Annotated in this window: 18 protein-coding genes; 12 read left to right on the top strand and 6 right to left on the bottom strand. The window is 45.4% G+C overall.

Translation table 11 applies throughout. The annotated features are described in order from the left end of the window. Positions 1–170: 170 nt before the first annotated feature. Complete coding sequence (locus ACE4RR_RS04440) at positions 171–347, top strand: hypothetical protein (RefSeq protein ID WP_375534189.1); 177 nt, start codon at positions 171–173, stop codon at positions 345–347. Positions 348–416: 69 nt separating this feature from the next. Here ACE4RR_RS04440 and ACE4RR_RS04435 read toward each other — a convergent pair whose 3' ends face one another. The 3 genes from ACE4RR_RS04435 to ACE4RR_RS04425 all read right to left on the bottom strand — a co-directional run bounded on the left by ACE4RR_RS04435 (position 417) and on the right by ACE4RR_RS04425 (position 3,319). Then, a complete protein-coding gene (locus ACE4RR_RS04435) occupies positions 417–1,838 on the bottom strand; it encodes a sulfatase family protein (protein ID WP_375534188.1) in 1,422 nt (473 codons plus the stop codon). Positions 1,839–1,956: 118 nt separating this feature from the next. Beyond that, positions 1,957–2,604 (bottom strand): YesL family protein, encoded by a 648-nt coding sequence (locus ACE4RR_RS04430; protein ID WP_375534187.1) that lies wholly within the window; start codon positions 2,602–2,604, stop codon positions 1,957–1,959. Positions 2,605–2,701: 97 nt separating this feature from the next. Continuing rightward, positions 2,702–3,319 (bottom strand): YczE/YyaS/YitT family protein, encoded by a 618-nt coding sequence (locus ACE4RR_RS04425; RefSeq protein WP_375534186.1) that lies wholly within the window; start codon positions 3,317–3,319, stop codon positions 2,702–2,704. Positions 3,320–3,533: 214 nt separating this feature from the next. On the opposite strand from ACE4RR_RS04425, the gene ACE4RR_RS04420 reads away from it, so the two are divergent. Genes ACE4RR_RS04420 through ACE4RR_RS04410 form a run of 3 tightly spaced genes read left to right on the top strand, consistent with a single transcriptional unit; the run spans position 3,534 to position 5,978 of the window. Next, positions 3,534–4,256, top strand: coding sequence for an ABC transporter ATP-binding protein (locus ACE4RR_RS04420; RefSeq protein ID WP_375534185.1), 723 nt, complete (start codon positions 3,534–3,536; stop codon positions 4,254–4,256). Next, positions 4,253–5,278, top strand: a complete 1,026-nt coding sequence (locus ACE4RR_RS04415) for an ABC transporter permease (RefSeq protein ID WP_375534184.1) — start codon at positions 4,253–4,255, stop codon at positions 5,276–5,278. Before ACE4RR_RS04420 ends, ACE4RR_RS04415 begins: the two co-directional genes overlap by 4 nt. A gap of 43 nt (positions 5,279–5,321) precedes the next feature. Continuing rightward, a complete protein-coding gene (locus ACE4RR_RS04410) occupies positions 5,322–5,978 on the top strand; it encodes a TetR/AcrR family transcriptional regulator (RefSeq protein ID WP_375534213.1) in 657 nt (218 codons plus the stop codon). A 207-nt stretch (positions 5,979–6,185) separates the two neighbouring features. On the opposite strand, the gene ACE4RR_RS04405 is transcribed toward ACE4RR_RS04410, so the two are convergent. Next, positions 6,186–7,937, bottom strand: coding sequence for a glycoside hydrolase family 13 protein (locus ACE4RR_RS04405; RefSeq protein ID WP_375534183.1), 1,752 nt, complete (start codon positions 7,935–7,937; stop codon positions 6,186–6,188). 287 nt (positions 7,938–8,224) lie between these two features. On the opposite strand from ACE4RR_RS04405, the gene ACE4RR_RS04400 reads away from it, so the two are divergent. After that, entirely contained in the window at positions 8,225–9,271 is a 1,047-nt protein-coding gene (locus tag ACE4RR_RS04400) for a LacI family DNA-binding transcriptional regulator (protein WP_375534182.1), read from the top strand. Positions 9,272–9,541: 270 nt separating this feature from the next. On the opposite strand, the gene ACE4RR_RS04395 is transcribed toward ACE4RR_RS04400, so the two are convergent. Together ACE4RR_RS04395 and ACE4RR_RS04390 are read right to left on the bottom strand one after the other, a co-directional pair. Further along, on the bottom strand, positions 9,542–11,146 hold the full coding sequence (locus tag ACE4RR_RS04395; protein ID WP_375534181.1) for a BCCT family transporter: 1,605 nt from the start codon (positions 11,144–11,146) through the stop codon (positions 9,542–9,544). Between the two features lie 207 nt (positions 11,147–11,353). Beyond that, complete coding sequence (locus ACE4RR_RS04390) at positions 11,354–11,929, bottom strand: thioredoxin family protein (RefSeq protein WP_375534180.1); 576 nt, start codon at positions 11,927–11,929, stop codon at positions 11,354–11,356. A gap of 266 nt (positions 11,930–12,195) precedes the next feature. On the opposite strand from ACE4RR_RS04390, the gene ACE4RR_RS04385 reads away from it, so the two are divergent. The 7 genes from ACE4RR_RS04385 to ACE4RR_RS04355 all read left to right on the top strand — a co-directional run bounded on the left by ACE4RR_RS04385 (position 12,196) and on the right by ACE4RR_RS04355 (position 19,104). Next, positions 12,196–12,765: an FAD-dependent oxidoreductase gene (locus ACE4RR_RS04385; RefSeq protein ID WP_375534179.1), complete on the top strand. Its 570-nt coding sequence runs from the start codon at positions 12,196–12,198 to the stop codon at positions 12,763–12,765. Positions 12,766–12,905: 140 nt separating this feature from the next. Continuing rightward, the gene (locus ACE4RR_RS04380; RefSeq protein WP_375534178.1) at positions 12,906–13,706 is read left to right on the top strand and encodes a DeoR/GlpR family DNA-binding transcription regulator; all 801 of its coding nucleotides are present in this window, start codon (positions 12,906–12,908) and stop codon (positions 13,704–13,706) included. Then, the gene (locus tag ACE4RR_RS04375) at positions 13,681–14,973 is read left to right on the top strand and encodes a four-carbon acid sugar kinase family protein (RefSeq protein WP_375534177.1); all 1,293 of its coding nucleotides are present in this window, start codon (positions 13,681–13,683) and stop codon (positions 14,971–14,973) included. The genes ACE4RR_RS04380 and ACE4RR_RS04375 overlap by 26 nt, the downstream gene beginning before the upstream one ends. A 14-nt stretch (positions 14,974–14,987) precedes the next feature. Next, positions 14,988–15,998, top strand: a complete 1,011-nt coding sequence (gene pdxA, locus ACE4RR_RS04370; RefSeq protein ID WP_375534176.1) for a 4-hydroxythreonine-4-phosphate dehydrogenase PdxA — start codon at positions 14,988–14,990, stop codon at positions 15,996–15,998. A 76-nt stretch (positions 15,999–16,074) separates the two neighbouring features. Continuing rightward, on the top strand, positions 16,075–17,445 hold the full coding sequence (locus ACE4RR_RS04365; RefSeq protein ID WP_375534175.1) for a GntP family permease: 1,371 nt from the start codon (positions 16,075–16,077) through the stop codon (positions 17,443–17,445). Positions 17,446–17,610: 165 nt separating this feature from the next. After that, positions 17,611–18,621, top strand: coding sequence for a zinc-binding alcohol dehydrogenase family protein (locus ACE4RR_RS04360; protein ID WP_375534174.1), 1,011 nt, complete (start codon positions 17,611–17,613; stop codon positions 18,619–18,621). A 120-nt stretch (positions 18,622–18,741) separates the two neighbouring features. Further along, entirely contained in the window at positions 18,742–19,104 is a 363-nt protein-coding gene (locus tag ACE4RR_RS04355) for a VOC family protein (RefSeq protein WP_375534173.1), read from the top strand. The last annotated feature ends 13 nt before the right edge of the window (positions 19,105–19,117 follow it).

The following is a 19,117-nucleotide window of genomic DNA, read 5'->3' as shown; positions in this document are numbered from 1 at the left end:
GTCTCTACTTTTGTGCAATAAATAGAGCTGTTCCAGGAAGAAACGGAAACAGCTGCTGGGTGGAAATCGTGTGGGGAGAGTGGAAATAGAGCGTTGATGGTGGAAAAGTGGCTCGTGGGCGTGAAATCGGAGGATACACGTGGAAACAGGTCCAGTGAGCGGGATACTGTGTGGAAAGTAGGGAAACGAGAAACGGCCAGGGGGAAACGTGCAGCGCAAGGAGGGAAATCAGCTATGTAACAGGGGAAAGCTGCCCGCAGCGGTGGAAATCGAATAGTGGTGGTGGAAATCAAGCGTCGACGGTAGAAATGCGGATCAGAGGCGTGAAAGGGGAAGCGACCACGTAAATAAAAGGTAAAAATTGCTGCAAATTCATAATGAAACAAAAAAGAAAGCCTCCTCGCAGGAAAGGCTCTCTAAACGGATTTCTTATCAGGCAGCAATTGTTCAAGCTTTTCTTTGGAAGGGTTCCGACGCCATTCCTCCCACGTTAATCCGGCCTGGTTTAAAATTTTTTCAATTCTTTTGCGGAATGGGAGTCCTTCTTCCTCGAGCTGCCGCATCATAGGATCTTCCTTTCCATCGAGCATCTGCTCAATCCACAAGTTTAGCTCGTGCTCCAGCTGCCCGGCAAGCTCTTTATACTGCTCAGCGAGGTTGTATGTTTCGCCAGGATCTTTCTCCAGATCATAAAGTTCACGGGGTGGGCGTGTAAACGGCCCGCTGTCGTAGTTTTTTATGAATTTAAATTTATTTGTACGGATGCCGCGGGCAGCCTGCCAGGCGCATTCACTTAAATAAATTCTTGATTGTGTACCATTTTCTTCTCCGAGAATGGAGGGCCACAGACTTTTCCCGTCCAGTTGGACGGAGTGAGGCTCGGGAGCTATATTTCCGCTTTTGTCTGCCTTTTTTACAGCCTCGAGGATTGTAGGCATAAGATCCGGCTGCTGTACTAAACCTTCTACACGCTTGTCTGCCGGCACATGTCCAGGCCATCTGATAATTAACGGCACGCGCGCAGTCGTTTCATAGAGTCCACAATGATCCCAATAAATATCGTGTTCGGTTAAGCTTTCTCCATGATCGCCGAATAGGATCAGCATGGTGTCTTCTTTGATGCCGATTTCTTCGAGATATTCATCTATTTCTTTAATTTTGTCATCTACGTAACGTACTTCGGCATCATAGAGGGCATTTACATATTCAGCGTCAGTGACTGGACCGAGCAGGTCAAAGTGATGATGCTTGAAAAATGGGTAGGCCATGTGGTTATAGGCTTTTTCCATGCTTTTATTGGATTGATCAAATGGATCCTTTTTTTCATCATAAAATGTATTGATATATTTGTCCGGCGGGAGATATGGCGTATGCGGATCCCAATAATGAAGGAAAAGAAAAAAATCCTCGTCTTTATGTTCCACAAGCCATGGCTTTGTAAGTTCATTCACTGTACTGCCGTCAATCCATCGCTTATTTCCAGAGCTGTTGATATAATAACGAAATCCTCTGGCAAACCACTCTTTTAATTGAAAAAGGTTGTCCACAGCGCCTGTCGTAATTCCTGCCTGCTTTAACATGGAGGGAAGCCACTCGACGCTCTTGGGAAGATACGTGATTTCAGAGCCGTGTGATATGACGCCGGTCCGCAGGCCGACTTTTCCTGTGAAAATCGATGTATGAACGACTTCTGTTGGAATATCAGAAGCGTAAGCATTTTCAAAAAGAACCCCTTCCGAAGCGATCTTATCTAAATATGGACTTGTCGGTTTTGAATAACCGTAGCACCCGAGTCTTGATGCACGGAGTGAATCAATGGATATCATAATTATTTTCAAAACAGTATGCCCCCCACTCTATTTTAGGAATATTTCATTGTTCAAGGCTTGAAAAGAAGGCGTTATTATTATTTTACAATGAGAAAACCAGTACTTCATGGTCGATCACGCCAAGCTGCTAATGCTGATTAGACTCCGTTTTTTTAAGTAATTTATTTTTTCGGCGTGTGATCGCAGTAAACGCAATTTCCGCCGACAGCATAAAAAGAAAGGCCAGCCCGCTTGCACCAAAGAGCACGAAAAGTCCTGGAAAGGAAACCATTGTAAAATAGAGAATCGCTATTCCTGCCAGCATCATTAATGTGGAAAGAGGAGAGACAATCATCATAAAAAATGAGGTTTTAATCATGGTCAGCACACCGCTTTCATAATGAGCGAACACAGGAAATGCGTAGAATAATGTAATCACAAACAGAAAGGCTGCCATGAAAAAAATGATACTTAGGATCTGGAGGGCACTGCCGTTCAGCAGCTGGATCAGTTCATAATATACATAAAGAGAGAAGCCTGTAACAGCAAGAAGGTAACCCAGCGCATTACTTTTCAGAAAGTCCTGCTTCCAGATTTTCCAAAATACAGCGAAAATCGGAAATTCCGTATTTCCATGAATCCACTTTCGAACAACGACAAACAAGGCTGCGGTTGCAGGAAAGATACCAAATAGTAAGGCCCCGGCACAGGAAAAAAGAATCCATAAAGCGTTTACATAAACAAACTTAAGTATCCATTCAGGGATGCGCAGAATCCCGAAAGCAAAAGAGTTCATAATATATCCTCCTGTTATCACACTAAATAAAGGAAAAATTCTGAAAAAATGAAGCGGGGGGGGGGGGGGGGGGGATAGCTTAGCCCCTCGATCAGTTTCAGGAAGAAGCTTCGATTTTTGGTGTCATCATTACTTTTTTTACCTGAGTGTTGGACATTTGTATAATGCGTCCGAGGGATAGGGCAATGACGATGGTTCCGATACCCACCGGTCCTCCGAGAAGAAATCCGACCGCTACCCCGCTCCATTCGATTAAGAGCCTTGACGATCTAATGCTCCAGTCATACCTTGTGCTGACTGCTATCATTAAAGCATCCACAGGTGATTTTGGAAATTTGGCTTCAATGTAAATACCGATGCCAGCACCGACAGCGGCGAGCCCTGCTGCGAATGTGGCAATCTGTGTTTCTAGTGAATACGCAAACAGTATATCCGAGAGCACAAAGTAATACCAGAAATCCAGGAACCAGCTGCGGACAATAATGACAATAATAGATTCAAGCTGCGGCCTTGCTTTTTCAATCAGGGATGTTACTGTCACAAGAAAGGCCTGAGCAATTATAGACCAGATTCCGATAGTGAGGCCGAAATGGTTTTTTAGACCGACAGCGACGGCATCCCATGGGCCGGCCCCGATGGAGGAATGTACAATCAGCGCAATCCCTAAGGCGGTTATCGCAAGTCCCGCGAGATAGATAAATATTCTTTTTCCCACTCCTAAAATCCTCTCTCTATTTCTTCACATGTATCTCTTAAGTTTATCATAATCTCAAGGATGTTCTAGAAAATTGTATTTCTTCTATGTGGCGGCAGGAGGCATTCCTAGTATATTTACGCATGTGAGTGATTACTCACTTTACTTTCTTACATTGTGAAGCTATAATAATAAGTGAGTAATCACTCATCATTGTTTTGGGAGGGGGATAAATATGAACGCGGAAATCAGGCTGCAGAGCATTGCGCATTCATTCGGAGATGAAGCAGTAATTAAGGATATTGACCTGCAGATTCAAAAGGGGGAAATTTTTGGTCTGCTTGGGCCATCTGGTGCAGGTAAGACCACACTCGTTAAAATCATTGTTGGTATTTTAAAGCCGACTCACGGATCGGTAGAGGTGCAGGGAACAACAATGCCGTCGCTGCAGCAAATGCGCAGTATTGGATTCATGGCTCAGTCGGACGCGTTGTATATGGAGCTTTCAGCAAAGGAAAATATGGAGTATTTTGCATCCATTTATGGACTTTCCAGATCAAAACAAAAAGAGAGAATGGAACACGCGCTTGGGGTTGTGAATCTTGTGGAACATATGAAAAAACCGGTCGAAAAATTTTCGGGAGGGATGAAACGAAGGCTGTCGCTTGCGATTGCTCTTGTCCATGAGCCGACTGTACTTGTACTCGATGAGCCGACTGTCGGCATTGATCCTCTGCTCCGCCAATCCGTCTGGGATGAATTTCAAAAGCTCAAGCGTAGAGGAACTACAATCATAGTGACTACGCATGTGATGGATGAGGCAGAGAAATGTGACAAGCTTGCTCTTTTAAGAGACGGATTTGTAATTGCTCAAGGCTCACCGGAGCAGCTGAAACAGGAGGTGCAGGTAGATACCATTGAACAAGCGTTCCTGCATTATGGGGGGATGAAGCGATGAATACACTTGCCATTATGAAAAGAATTCTACGGCAGTTTCGGCGTGATAAGCGCAGCCTTGCATTAATGCTCGTCGCTCCATTGCTCGTTCTTACGTTAATGTGGCTTGTCCTGGACAGCGGAGACTATAAACCAGAGCTGGCTGTGGTAGATATGCCTGCGGAGTTTACGGAAATGGTAAAAGAGCAGGGTGCTGTTGTGACAGAAATGAATGACGACGAAGCAATCAGCGCACTTGCTGAACAACAAATAGATGCCGTTATTAACTGGAAGGAAAGCCAGCCGAAGGTGACGCTAGAAGGGAGCGATCCTTCCGCGAGCGGCGCGGTTCATCAGGTGCTTCAGCAGGCACTCAATGAAATGAACCCTCAGGCTGCGGAGATGGAGCCGGACATCGAATATTATTATGGCTCAGAAGATTTACAATTATTTGATCACGTGGGACCGGTGCTAATAGGATTTTTTGTATTTTTCTTTGTTTTTATCGTCGGTGGTGTATCTTTTTTACGGGAACGGACGCAGGGAACACTCGAGCGCAGCCTCTCGACTCCGATAAAGAGATGGGAAATCGTTCTTGGTTATCTAGGCGGTTTTGGATTATTTACTATTTTGCAATCCATCATCATTGCCTCCTATTCCATTTATGTTTTGGATATTTTTATGGCAGGAAGCTTTTGGTACGTTCTGCTTGTGACTTTTCTGCTTGCGTTAACGGCACTAAGCCTGGGAACTCTGCTGTCGGCCTTTGCTAATAATGAATTTCAAATGATTCAATTCATACCGCTCGTGATTGTCCCGCAGGTGTTTTTTTCAGGGTTATTTAATCTCGACACGATGGAACCATGGCTGCGTGCCATCGGGAAAGTGATGCCGCTCACTTACGGTGCAGAGGCGCTTCGGGATATTATGATCCGTGGTGCGGCGCTTGAGGATTTCATGATTCCAGTAACGATCCTGTTTTGCTTTGCCGTCATGTTCACTTGTTTAAATATAGTGGCATTAAAGAAGCACCGCAGGCTATAATAGGGGAAATACAGTGAACAGTTTTTTAAAAGGGGAATGGCATATGGAGGAACACAAATACTTGCAGCAGTTAATCGACGCCGGTGAAAATGCCCCTCAGCTGACCCCGAAGCAGGCAAAAATACTTGATGCTGCCATCGAAATTTTTGCTGAAAAAGGTTATGCCAATACGTCAACAAGTGAGATCGCAAAAAAAGCGGGTGTCGCAGAAGGAACAATTTTTCGTCATTATAAAACAAAGAAGGAATTATTAATATCCATTGTTACCCCGGTGTTGACCCGGTTTGTCGTGCCCGTTTTCGCCACCCATTTCGTCAAGCAGGTCTTTGATCAGGAGGCGGGAAATTATGAAGATCTTCTTCGGAAAATTATTGTAAATAGATTTGATTTTGCGAAGAATAACGTGCCGCTGATCAAGATTATTATGCAGGAGATGGCATTTCACTCAGAAATCCAGCAGGCATACCAGCAGGTCTTTTCCCGGGAAGTGTTACCAAGGTTTAAAGAAGCTGTCCACCATTTTCAAAAGGAGGGGCAGATTATTCAGTATCCCTCAACGACGATCATCCGGTTTACAATGACGACGATTATCGGCTTTCTCATCACTCGTTTTATAGTTCTGCCGGATGCCGAGTGGGATGATGAAGAAGAAATAAACCGTACCATTGATTTGCTGATGCATGGCATCACCCCGCGCTGATTGCAAGACTAATAAAAATGTACTCAAGTGGAAAGAAAGATTAGATTGTTAATAGATAAGAGAGAGTAAATACAGGCTTTTAGTTGAACTTTTTCAGTGCGGGGTTAGCATTTTCAAAAGAAAACAGAGCGCAGGCGATTGGCCCGGGCTCTGTTTGTAATCTTCCGATATTCATCAGAATAATCTGCTGCGCCACGATTCAGAATTTTATTTCCAGATGACAAAGCTGCATCCGTGAAGTGTCAGGGTGCCCTCATCCATATCGATATTTTTCTCGGCAAGAATTTCCCCTTCACCGCGGTCATTAAACGTAGAAGCATTTAATGGAACGTCCTCTTCCCCAGCATGAAGAAGAAAGAATATCTCCTCACCGTTGGCAGCTTTTCGAAACATCACTGCATCCTCGTCATCAAAAATATCATCCACGTAAAGCTGGCCGTTATTTCCAAAAGCTGAGTGCTCCCGACGCATTTCTATTAATGTTCTTATAAAATGCAGCATATCGCGGTCCTGGTCTTCTTTATCCCATACCATACAGGCACGGCAGCCGGGGTCCGGTCCGCCGGACATACTGATTTCGTCTCCGTAGTAAATACACGGAGTTCCCGGGTACATAAACAATAGCACATAAAGGAGCATGGCCCGATCCGTGTTTTCCCCTGCCTCTGTCAGCACTCTCGGGGTATCATGACTTCCGAGCAGGTTAAACATTACCTCGTTTACCGAGGAAGGGTACAGATTCGTGATGGTTACTACTGCCTGGGCGAAGTCGCGGGCGGAAATATCCTGGCGCGCTCCGTAATTCAATGCAGCCTGTGTGAACGGGTAGTTCATCACACTGTCAAATTGGTCTCCCTGGAGCCAGGGCATCGCATCATGCCAAATTTCTCCCAGAATGTATACATCAGGTTTAGCCTCTCTCGTGCGCTGGCGAAATTCGCGCCAAAACGCATGGTCCACTTCATTGGCTACATCAAGCCGCCATCCATCGATGTCACATTCGCGGATCCAGTAAACGGCAGCATCGAGTAAATAATCTTTGACCTCCTGGTTTTCTGTGTTCAGCTTCGGCATCTCTGGAAAGAAGCCAAAGGTATCATAATTGACTGGGGGCTCCGTTTTTACGGGAAAGTCTTTTATATGAAACCAATCTTTGTATTTTGAGTTTTCGCCTTTTTTTAATACATCCTGAAACGGTTTAAAATGATAGCCGCTATGATTAAATACAGCATCGAGCATGACGCGGATGCCTCTTTTATGGCAGGCCTTCACAAGCGACTTTAAATCTTCCTTCGTGCCAAATTGCGGATCTAGCTTAAAGTAATCAATTGTATCGTATTTGTGGTTTGATTTCGCTTTAAAGACAGGGGTGAAATAAATTCCCGTAATCCCGAGCTTCTCTAGATAATCGAGGTTATCTTTGATTCCTTTTAAATCCCCTCCAAAAAAGTTGGTGGTACTCGGATCCTCGCTTCTCCAGGGTTTCGTATTTTTCGGATCCCGGGCAGGGTCTCCGTTGGCAAAGCGTTCGGGAAATATTTGATACCAGACCGTATCCTTGACCCATTCCGGTGGTGTGAACATATCAACAGCATTTAAAAATGGGAAACAGAAATAATCTCCGGCGTTCCCGGACGGCTCGTCTGCCCAGCCTTTTTCCGTGTAAGTCCATGAGCCATCTTCATTTTCAAAAATAAAACCATAGCGGAGCCGTTTCGACGGAATGCTCACCTGCACCGCCCAATAATCATACAGCTCAGAGGATCCTGCCGGGTGCATCGGCTTCGTTTCAGTAACCCACTCTCCATCTTTCATTTCGAATTGATCGCCGAAAAGCAGAGTGGCCTCGTCTACATCGCCTTTTTTTGTATGGATGCGAATTTCAAACGTTTCCGCATCTATTGCATAGGAATCTCGATATTTAGGTTCATGAGAAACAGCCGTGAATTCGATGATCATCACATTCTTTGAGAAATTTTACCGATAAGTTATTATAGCGGAACTTTCCAATCTCGTAAATTAATTTGCAGACTGTAATGTTACTTGTCTAACTTCAAATTTAAAATAGTATAAAAGATTGAAAAACAGATAAAATGAAGATGTTGCACAATGTTTGCACAAAAAATAATTTAAAGCATTATTCATAAAGCTCTTGCAAGTACCGGTAAAAAACCGAATAATTAAAAGTATAAAGAAATGACAACGGCTGCAGCATTACACGTAAAAACAAGAAGGAGGTGGCAGCGTTGGCTGCAACGATAAAAGATGTTGCAAAAAGAGCAAACGTTTCCCCATCAACCGTATCACGCGTTATATCAAACAGCTCGAGAATCAGCCAGGCAACGAAGGATCGGGTACGTAAAATTATGAAAGAGCTGGGGTATCATCCGAATTACAATGCCCGCAGCCTCGCAAATCAACATACAAAAACGATCGGGATCATCATGCCCCGCTCTGCTAAAGTAGCTTTTCAGAATCCATTTTTTCCAGAAGTCATCCGCGGGATCAGCATGAAAGCGCGCCAGGAAGGCTATGGCTTATACCTTTCCACCGGCCAGACAGAAGAGGAGATTTATGAAGAGGTTATGCACATGGTGGAAGGATCGAGGGTAGACGGCATTATTTTACTGTATTCAAAAATGAACGACACCATCATGCCGTATTTAATGGAAAAAGAATTTCCATTTGTGTTAATCGGCCGGCCGTATGACATGCCGCCGGGGCAGGTTACACATGTCGATAATGACAATGTAAAAGCCGCGAAAATGGTAACGGAGTATTTAACACTGCTCGGTCATACCCAGATTGCCTTTATCGGGGGAGACAGCGAATATGTCGTTACAGTGGACCATCTGGACGGCTACAAAGCAGCACTTGAGCGTTCTGGCTTGCCTGTGTATGATGAATATATTGTTTATAATGATGAGCTCGAAGAAGGCGGCCAGGAAGCAATCATCGAACTTATGTCCCTGACAGACCCGCCGTCTGCACTTGTCGTCGCAGATGATATTATGACATTTGGCGTTCTGCGCATGCTTTACGAAATGGATGTGAAGGTACCGGACCAGCTGTCTGTTGTCAGCTTTAACAATGTAATGATTTCTGAGCTCTCGTCCCCGCCGATGACCACGGTTGACATTCATATCGTTGATCTTGGCTCAAAGGCGGCACAGCTGCTGTTTGATAAAATTAAACAGCCTGAGCTTGGACCGCAGCGGCTGCTGGTGCCCCATAAGCTGATTAAGCGCCAGTCGTGCCGGAAGCTTGCCGCAAAGGAAATACAATCTCAATAATACAAAAGTGGCCGGGACCAACCACAGCATAGAAAAGCTAAGGCAATTCGCAAAATCAAATGGCGAAAGCCTTAGCTATTCTAATACTTTATTCCTTTAAGAGGCTAAACTTCTTAAAGAGTGTGTAATCAGCCATAGAAAAACTGCACCTCCAAATATTAGATAGTGTCCAACAAGCAGGGGGCAGTTCATAATGGAAGGAGTTTTTACTCAGGTAAGGAACCATCAGAGGGAATTTGTCCCCGCAGGAATGCCTTACTCTCATAAGAACTATGCTTCATCCACGTTTTTTTCTTCCGGCTTTTTTTCATCTTGTTTATTCTTCTCATCAGCATAGATTAAATATTTGCTGCCGAACGTTTTCGGATTATCTTCTTTTACTGCCCGCACAAAGGAAACAGCAAGCATTCCCATAATGAAAATCAGTGGAAAGCCTCCAACGATACTGGCGGTCTGCAATGTTTCAAGTCCGCCCAGATACATCAGCACAAGTGATGGCGCCGCAAGGACGAATGCCCAGAAAAGGCGGTTCCAGCGGAGGGGTTCGTCATCAATGTAGCGCTGTGTTACAGAAGCAAGGATATAGGAACCGGAGTCAAATGTTGTTGAAAGAAAAACAATGGCAAGTATAACAAATATTCCAACGAACAGAGAGCTGAGCGGCAATTGTGCAATCGTTCCAATTATCGCAGCTGGTGCTCCGTCATTATTTAAGACATCGACCACGGAATATTGCCCGCTTAATTCCAAATACAATCCGAAATTACCGATAATTCCGAAGAAGAGAACACATCCGATCGTTCCGTACAAAACAGTCCCGACAATCATTTCCCGGATCGTTCTTCCTTTTGAAATCCTGGCGACAAACAAACCGACAAACGGGGCATAAACAAGCCACCACGCCCAGTAAAACACAGTCCAGGCTTCAGGGAAACCGGTCGTTTCAAATCCGCCTAAATCTTCAAAAGGCTCAGTCCACATACTCATTCTAAAAAAGTTATCGGCAAGCATACCGATGCTGTTAATGGTCGTATTGCTTATAAACACAGTCGGACCGATAACAAAGATGCAGCCAAGCAGTACAACGGAAAGCCAGAGGTTTACGTTACTCAGTACACGTATGCCGTTGCGGAGACCAGAATAGGAGCTCACCGCAAAAATCATGGTACATAAAATCAATACAAGTGTGTTTACGGTCAGGCTTGGCTCGATGCCTGTAAAATAATCCACTCCTTCAGCAATCAACGGCGTAGCCAGCGCCATTGTCGTGCCGGCACCCCCGAGAAGACCGAACATGAATAAAACATCAACAATCGTGCCAATAGGGCCGTCTGCATGTTTTTTCAGAACAGGACGGCATGCTTCACTAATTTTTAACACGGGGCGTTTACGAACATAGTAAAAATATGCAATTGGAAGGGCGGGCAGGCAATAAATGGCCCAGGCAATCGGCCCCCAGTGAAATATTCCATAAGTGGCTGCCCATGTGACCGCTTCATTTGATTCTGCTTCAATTCCAAATGGCGGGCCAGTGTAATAATAGGCCCACTCGATCGTTCCCCAATAAAGAACACTCGAGCCGATACCGGCAGCAAATAACATCGCCGCCCAGGTCAGCGTGTTAAACTCAGGTTTCACACCGCGGTTTCCCAGCACAATTCTGCCATATCTGCTGAAGGCTATGTACATGAGAAAAATAAACAAACCCATTCCAATGAGAAGATAAAGCACGCCAAAGTTTTGAGATACAAACGTATTAGCTGCTTCTACAGCCCCTGCCCCAAACTCGGGAATCATGACGAGTGGTCCGGCGACAAGGACCAGTAATACCAATGCCCCAATAAAAGCGGGCCAGTCCATGATGTTTTTGTTCATTTGTTCCCTCCTATATTTTGATGAAAAATGTCGAATTATAGCATCTCTTTACTATAACATGCGGCTATTCTACTGCAACTATGCTTCAGCATAGTATTTGTCTGTTATGTCCAGGTGGGGCAGTGATAACATCCGTTAATTGATTATCAATGCAAAACAAAAGAGCATCTCCACTGTCATGGAGATGCTCTGAAGCAGTTCTTTTCTTTACACAATCTGCCGGAGCTGACTTGTCAGCTCATTTATGATTAGTTTTTGATACCCGCTGCCGCTTCCATACCGTTCAGCAATTCCATCGTAGGCTTTCTGGCGGGCTTGATCGATTTCAGGATCGTCCGGCTGAAGATTTTTTTGCTTAAATTCCACCATAGGCTCCTGCACGTATGCCGGCCGTGGTCCCCAGCTGAAATGAACGTCGCCGTTCTGATTGGCAACGATAACCTTAGGCACCGAACGTCCGCCCATTGTCAGAAAGTGATCCAGAAAGTCTTCATGCTTTTCGACAATAAACAGCTCGGTCGGAACATCCGCTTCCTTCATTACTTCAAGTATGGGTCCGAGATTGCGCTGCACGTCGCCGCACCAGTCCCCGGCAATAATCGCACAGCGTAAATCTTCCCGCTTGGCTACCGGCTCGAGTGCTTCGCGGTCATGGTCCTGCCATGTAAACATATCGTAATAGGATGTGAATAGTTCACGGTATTTCCTGTTCATTTTTTCAATAAACTCTTCCGGGGTAATGCCTTCACCAAGTTTATCTTGAATATTTTCCGCTGAAATCATGGAACTCCTCCTTCGTAATGAACGATCACGCTTCACAGCTTTTATTGTTTGTCTCGTGCTATGAAGAAGCACAAAAACAATTCGGTCAAGGCTGCGGGAAAAATTATAAAAATCTGGAGAGATATTGAAAATCTCCATCCGCCATGGAGTCTCCATATGGCAGTTAATTTATCCCAATCGTAACATAGAGCGGCTCACTTTTGTTTATAAGTAATCCATAACAGGGTAAAGAAAAACAGAATCGAAAGAGTGAGGTGCTAGAAACGATGTATGATGTTATTGTAGTCGGAGCAGGGCCGGCTGGAGCAAGTGCGGCTCTATTCACAGCCAAGGCAGGAAAGAAAACATTGCTGATTGACAACGACCAAAGCATGACGAAAGCAGCCTGGGTGGAAAATCATTACGGGGTGCCGGAAATCGAAGGGCCGGCGCTTGTGGAAACAGGAAAAACACAGGCGGAGAAATTCGGTGCAGAGATTGTAAAAACGCAGGTGAATAATGTAAAGAACATGGATACGCACCGGGTCAGTGCAGGTACCGATGACGGAGATTATGAAGCGTCCCATCTTATTCTTGCCACCGGCGGAAATCCAAAGCTCGCCGATATGTCCGGGATAGAATTAATAGACGGAACCGAGCCCCGTATTAAATCGATTATAAAAACGGACGATGCTGGCCGGACCAGCATGGGAGGTGTGTGGGCTGCAGGGACAGTTGCCGGTGTCAGTGTGCACACGATCATTACTGCCGGTGATGGAGCAAAGGTGGCCATAAACGTATTGTCAGAGATGAACGGAGAACGATATGTGGATCATGATGTTTTGAAAAAATCATAGCTTTGCAGCACTCCCGTTTTGCAGAGAAACGGGGGTGTTTTTTAGGTTTTTTGTTATTTTCAAACATTTATATTGACAATATTGTTTGTTTCAATCACAATTTATCTATAGATGTTAATTATAAACAAAGGACGATAAACATGAATGGTCATGAAAGGCGCGAGCATATTGCACGGCTCCTAAAAGATGAAGGAAAAATGGACATTGACAAGCTGACTCAGGAATTTAACGTCTCCACGATGACAATTCGCCGGGATTTAACTCAGCTTGAAAAAGAAGGGAAGCTGCTGCGGACATTCGGCGGCGCCGTGCTTCCGCATACGGACAAAGGCGAAACGCCATATTTGCAGAAGGAAAGTGAAAACACAGCGCAGAAAAGAATGATCGCCAAAAAGGCTGCTGAGCTTATCAAGGAGAATTCCACGATCATCCTGGACTCGGGAACGACAACACTCGAGCTTGCCCGCTGTTTAAGGGATAAAGACGGAATTACGATTGTTACGAATGACATTTTAATCGCTGCTGAGCTTGTGCACACCCCCGTGCAGGTAATAGTAACCGGTGGTGAGCTGCAGCGCGGGGTGGGAGCTATGTTTGGAAGCCACACCCAGCAGCTGTTAAGCTCCCTGCACGTGGATTACTTTTTTCTCGGTGCCCACGCGGTAGACCGAAAAGGAGGGGTCACGGCACCAACCTTTGAAAAAGCAAAGATTAAACAGCTTATGATTTCTGCGGCTGCAGAGACCTGGCTGATAGCAGATGCAAGCAAATTTGATACTGTCTCTTTTGCGCATGTCTGTGCGCTCGATCGTGTGCACGGCATCATTACGGACCGCCGGCTCTCGAATGCGGATCAGGCTGAGCCGTCATATCACGACAATATCCTCTATGCAGCGGCTGAAAGGAGGCAGACGGATGAAAATTGGAATCATCGCAGATGATCTTACCGGAGCAAATGCGTCCGGGGTTCGTTTGTCACATCAAGGCTTCCGCACGATGACACTTTTGCATAGTGCCGCATTTCCCGCGAATGATTATAATGCGGTTGTGATGGATACAGACAGCCGCTATGCCAAAGAGAATATTGCCAAAAAACGGGTGTCTCAGGCGCTTGCTGCGATGGATAAATGGGAAGCTGTATTAACAGCAAAACGAATTGACAGTACACTCCGCGGCAATGTCGGAGAAGAGCTCGATGTAATGCTCGATCATTATGAAAATTCTGTTGCTGTGCTGGCTCCTTCTTTTCCGGACTCCGGCCGGATCGTTGCCGGCGGGTATATGCTTGTCGATAATATCCCGCTAGAAAAAACGGCTGTTTCCCAAGATCCAGTAAAACCACTCACTCAGTCCTATGTGCCGAAACTCCTCAAGTCGCAGAGCCGTCATGAGGTGGATGCGATTTTTCTGGAGGATATCCTGAAGTCTGCTGCCCACACAAAAACGCTGCTGCAGAAAAAAATAGCAGATGGTGCAAGAATCATTGTCTGCGATGCGGTCTCCAATGAAAACTTAGAAACGATTGCGGAAGCCATGAGCCAATTGAAGACCGAGAAATTCATTCCGGTGGATCCGGGACCGCTGACCGCTTACTACGCAAAGGCACTGCAGGAAGAAAACAGCAGGACCGCCTCCACCGTTCTCGTGATGGTCGGCAGTGCAACCTCGCTCACTGGTAAGCAATTAGATTATTTAAAGGAAAAAACGGCAGCAGCAACTCTCTATGTGAACGCGGAGAAACTTGCGAGTTACACATCGTCTTGGGAAGACGAAGTAAATCAGGTTACAGAAAAAGCGCTGGATCAGTTAGAAAAAGCAGGTGTACTTATTATTACGACCCATAAGCCGGGATTTGGCCTAATTGATTTAAAATCAAGAGCTAAAGCGGAAGGTTACAGCGAGGATGCTTTAGCAAAACGGATTGCCGATGGGCTTGGCAGTATCTTCAGAAAAACTATGGAAAAAGGAGAGGCTGGCGTCAGCGGCTGTTTTTCCAGCGGAGGCGATGTGACGGCTTCCGTCTGTTCCTTCGCACGTGCAAACGGCATTGAGCTTATTGATGAGGTGATTCCCCTTGCGGCTTACGGGAAGCTCGCCGGTGGTTATTTTCCAGATCTTCCGATCGTCACTAAAGGCGGAATGATCGGGGATGAGACAGCAATATATGAATCTGTCAGACTGCTGCAAATGAAAGCAGAAAGTAAATAAGGAGAGTGAAAAGAATGGAAAAGAAAGCGATAATTGCAATTCCTATGGGAGACCCGGCAGGTATCGGACCGGAAATTACAGTAAAAGCATTAGCACAAAAGGAGGTTTTTGAAGCGGGAAAGCCGATCGTGATCGGCCAGGCAGATATTTTGGAAAAAGCCATAGAGGTCACTAATGTTGACGTGGTGCTTAACCGTATCAGTAATATACAGGAAGCAAGCTTTGAATTTGGTACGATTGATATTCTCGATCTGGACAACGTAGACACAAAATCATGGACTTACGGGGAAGTGCAGAAGCAATGCGGTCAGGCCGCGTATGAGTATATTCAAAAAGCAGTCGAGTTTGCGATGGACGGATCAGCTGATGTGATAGCCACCACCCCAATTAATAAAGAATCGCTGCGTGCTGCAGATGTACCTCATATAGGGCATACGGAAATGCTCGCTTCGATGACCGGAACGAAAGATCCTTTGACGATGTTTGAAGTCCGCAATCTGCGTATTTTCTTTTTAACACGCCACGTATCGGTAAAAGAGGCAATTGATCAAATGACAAAAGAGCGGGTTCGTGACTATCTGATGCGCTGTGATAAGGCGCTTAAGAGGCTTGGAATAGAGAATCGGAGCATCGCTGTTGCTGGTTTGAATCCCCACAGTGGAGAGAACGGTCTATTTGGCATGGAAGAGGTCGATGAAATCCGCCCGGGAATAGAACAGGCCAAAGCGGAAGGAATAGAGGCTGCAGGACCTGTGCCGGCAGATTCCGTTTTTCATCAGGCTCTGCATGGAAAGTATGATGCTGTCCTCTCTCTTTATCACGATCAAGGTCACATTGCTGCCAAAATGACTGATTTTGAACGAACCATTTCTGTGACGAATGACCTTCCTTTCTTACGGACATCTGTTGATCACGGAACTGCCTTTGATATTGCGGGACAGGGTATTGCCAGCTCTGTCAGCATGGAGGAATGCATTAAACTGGCTGCGAAATATGCCCCGCATTTTACAGCAGATAATTCATAGCAGCTTACCGCTCAAAAGAATTGGCGAAAAACAGTTCTTTTGAGCGGGAGTTTTACTATCAAATGAGGTGAAGACGATGGAAGTATCTGGTACACAAATGATTATCGGCTTACTTATCGGAGTATTTATATTAATTTTTCTTGTTTTAAAAACAAAAATTCATGCGTTTGTCGCTTTGTTGATCGCGGCTTCCATTACTGGTCTCGTCGGGGGTATGGCTCCGTCTGATGTGATCGATACAATTACCGCTGGGTTCGGTTCGACATTAAGTACAATCGGTATTGTCATCGGACTCGGAGTGATGATGGGACGGATCCTCGAAGTCTCGGGGGCGGCTGAACGAATGGCCTACAGCTTTATTAAATGGCTGGGCAGACGAAAAGAGGAATGGGCAATGGCGCTTACCGGCTACGTTGTTTCAATTCCAATCTTTGTCGACTCTGCGTTTGTTATTTTAATGCCGCTGGTGAAAGCGCTTTCCACAAAAACTGGAAAATCGGTCATTGGGCTTGGTGTAGCGCTGGGTATTGGCTTGACTGCTACGCACCATATCGTTCCTCCGACACCAGGACCGCTCGGAGTCGCTGGTATATTTGGAGTAGATGTCGGCATGATGATGCTCTGGGGACTTTTATTTGGCATACCAATTCTGATTTCCGGGGTGTTTTATGCCAGATGGATTGGAAAAAAAATTCATCAGCTGCCGTCTGAGGACGGTCTCGATTATGTCCGGCCTGAAAAAACGCTGAATTTAGATGAATATTATGAGCTGCAGGAAAGCAAGGATCTTCCGAGTTTTGGCATTTCAGTAGCACCTCTTGTTGTACCGATTCTGCTTATTTTCGCAAATACTACCGTGGGTGCAATCGGTCTCGAAAATGGTTTTGCAGAATATATGGCCTTTTTTGGCTCGCCGGTAATTGCGGTAACTATCGGATTAATTATTGCGATTTACGGATTATTTGGAAAAGTAACACAGCAGGATGCAATGGATCGAATGGAGGAAGGCATCAAAACCGCCGGAATAATTCTGCTTGTCACCGGTGCCGGCGGGGCACTTGGTGAAGTGCTGCGGGAGAGCGGCAGTGGGGACTATATTGGTGAGCAAATTGCCGAGACTGCCCTTCCGGCTGTGTTAATTCCGTTTTTCATTGCTACGATAGTAAGGCTTATTCAAGGAAGCGGCACGGTGGCGATGATTACAGCCGCCTCAATTGCGGCACCAATTATCGCAAACATGGAAGTAAATATGGTCTTTGCGGCGATTGCTGCGACACTCGGCTCAACGATTTTTTCCTATTTTAATGACAGCCTGTTCTGGGTGGTCAATCGGATGCTCGGCATCAAAAATGTAAAAGAACAGATTCTCGTCTGGTCGATTCCCACGACAATTGCATGGGGTGTTTCCCTCGTCATGTTGCTTATCGTAAACGGCTTATTCGGCTGATAATAATAGAAAAAACTACTCTCTGAGAAATAAGAAGCTTAAATTTAGGCTGTTTCCAAAAAAATATTTGGAACAGCCTCTTTCTTTCGATCTATTTTAGGAAAAGGTTAAGGATATAGGTCTTTAGGGAATGGGGTGGTGTGCATCATAAAAAGGAGGGGCATCATGAAAGCGGTTGGATTTTATCGATATCTGCCCATATCTCATCAGGAAAGTCTGCTGGATATTTCGGTGCCTGACCCTGAACCAAAGGTCCGGGACCTTTTAGTTAAAATAGAAGCTATTTCTGTAAATCCGGTAGATACAAAGATACGTGCTCCTCAGGGGAAAGTCGAGAGCGAGGCACAGCTGATCGGCTGGGATGCCTGCGGAGTTGTGGAAGCAGTAGGAGAGGAATGTGAGTTTTTTCAACCAGGTGACGCTGTGTATTATGCTGGGGATGTAACAAGACCCGGGGCTTATGCAGAAAAACAGCTCGTGGATGAAAGGCTTGCCGGCAGAAAACCTGAGCAGCTTAGTGCGGCCGAAAGTGCTGCTATGCCGCTCACCACGCTGACAGCATGGGAAGCATTATTTGAACGTTTATCGATTGAGAAAGAAAAGGAAGCCGGGCAAAGTATTTTAATAATCGGCGGAGCAGGTGGAGTCGGTTCCATTGCCATTCAGCTGGCGAAGCTTGCCGGTCTGCATGTGATCGCCACCGCCTCGAGAAAAGAAACAGAAGTCTGGTGCGAAAAGCAGGGAGCAGATGTAATAATCAATCATAAAGAAGCTTTGCTGCCGCAGTTAAAGGAAGCAGGCTTTGGAGAAGTTCCTTATATTTTATGTCTGGCTGACACAGCCGGACATTGGGACAACCTTGTTCAGTGCATTAAGCCGCAGGGCAAAATCTGCTCCATTGTGGAAACGGCGAAGCCGCTTGATTTGTCGATGCTGCAGCACAAAAGCGCATCGTTTTTGTGGGAATTTATGTTCACGCGTTCGATGTATCAAACCGAGGATATGGCAAAGCAGGGAGAGATTCTTAACCGGGCCGGAGAATTATTTGACAGCGGCCAACTGCAAGCGACACTGAACGAAACATTAACTCCATTTGGTGCGCGTACGTTAAGAGAGGCACACAAAAAACTGGAAACCAGTGAGATGATTGGGAAACTTGTAGTCAAAGGGTTTTAAAGTAGAAGCCTGGCTTTGCCGTTGCGGCAGAGCTGGGCTTTTTCATATTCCACTTTAAAGAGGAGTTTTTCTTTGGGAGGCGAAATAATACATAAATACACAATCTTTTAGGGGGAAAACATGAATTCACCAATACAATCAAAAATAAGCACAATATTTATTCCGGTAAGGCAAATTGAAACCGCTCGGGACTGGTATTGCGATATACTGGGGATAGAGGCTTCTGAGAAAATTGTGGCAGGCCATTTATATATTATTTTTTTAGAGGGCGGGTCACACCTGGTGCTCGACAGCAATATCTTTGCAAAACGTATTGTTGACGATGCCCCGCTTTTTCACTTTAATACGGATTCGGTAGAGGACGCATATGCCTTTTTAAACGATAAAGGTGTTGTCTTAACCTCCGATATAGAAAATGGTCATTGGTTTACTTTCAAGGATCCTGATGGAAACACATTGATGGTCTGCCGCCCTGATGACTGACTTTTCTAAAATA

This window comes from Alteribacillus sp. HJP-4 (genome assembly GCF_042139015.1).
Taxonomy (GTDB): domain Bacteria; phylum Bacillota; class Bacilli; order Bacillales; family Marinococcaceae; genus JBHIKY01.
Note: the sequence above shows the minus strand (reverse complement) of the source record. Positions and strands in the feature narration are given on the sequence as shown.

Bases quoted from the DNA above. Each gene is read 5' to 3' on its own strand.
- ACE4RR_RS04430 (WP_375534187.1), bottom strand. From the start codon at position 2,604: ATGAACTCTTTTGCTTTCGGGATTCTGCGCATCCCTGAATGGATACTT.
- ACE4RR_RS04420 (WP_375534185.1), top strand. From the start codon at position 3,534: ATGAACGCGGAAATCAGGCTGCAGAGCATTGCGCATTCATTCGGAGAT.
- ACE4RR_RS04415 (WP_375534184.1), top strand. From the start codon at position 4,253: ATGAATACACTTGCCATTATGAAAAGAATTCTACGGCAGTTTCGGCGT.
- ACE4RR_RS04410 (WP_375534213.1), top strand. From the start codon at position 5,322: ATGGAGGAACACAAATACTTGCAGCAGTTAATCGACGCCGGTGAAAAT.
- ACE4RR_RS04405 (WP_375534183.1), bottom strand. From the start codon at position 7,937: ATGATCATCGAATTCACGGCTGTTTCTCATGAACCTAAATATCGAGAT.
- ACE4RR_RS04395 (WP_375534181.1), bottom strand. From the start codon at position 11,146: ATGAACAAAAACATCATGGACTGGCCCGCTTTTATTGGGGCATTGGTA.
- ACE4RR_RS04390 (WP_375534180.1), bottom strand. From the start codon at position 11,929: ATGATTTCAGCGGAAAATATTCAAGATAAACTTGGTGAAGGCATTACC.
- ACE4RR_RS04385 (WP_375534179.1), top strand. From the start codon at position 12,196: ATGTATGATGTTATTGTAGTCGGAGCAGGGCCGGCTGGAGCAAGTGCG.
- ACE4RR_RS04380 (WP_375534178.1), top strand. From the start codon at position 12,906: ATGAATGGTCATGAAAGGCGCGAGCATATTGCACGGCTCCTAAAAGAT.
- ACE4RR_RS04375 (WP_375534177.1), top strand. From the start codon at position 13,681: ATGAAAATTGGAATCATCGCAGATGATCTTACCGGAGCAAATGCGTCC.
- pdxA (WP_375534176.1), top strand. From the start codon at position 14,988: ATGGAAAAGAAAGCGATAATTGCAATTCCTATGGGAGACCCGGCAGGT.
- ACE4RR_RS04365 (WP_375534175.1), top strand. From the start codon at position 16,075: ATGGAAGTATCTGGTACACAAATGATTATCGGCTTACTTATCGGAGTA.
- ACE4RR_RS04360 (WP_375534174.1), top strand. From the start codon at position 17,611: ATGAAAGCGGTTGGATTTTATCGATATCTGCCCATATCTCATCAGGAA.
- ACE4RR_RS04355 (WP_375534173.1), top strand. From the start codon at position 18,742: ATGAATTCACCAATACAATCAAAAATAAGCACAATATTTATTCCGGTA.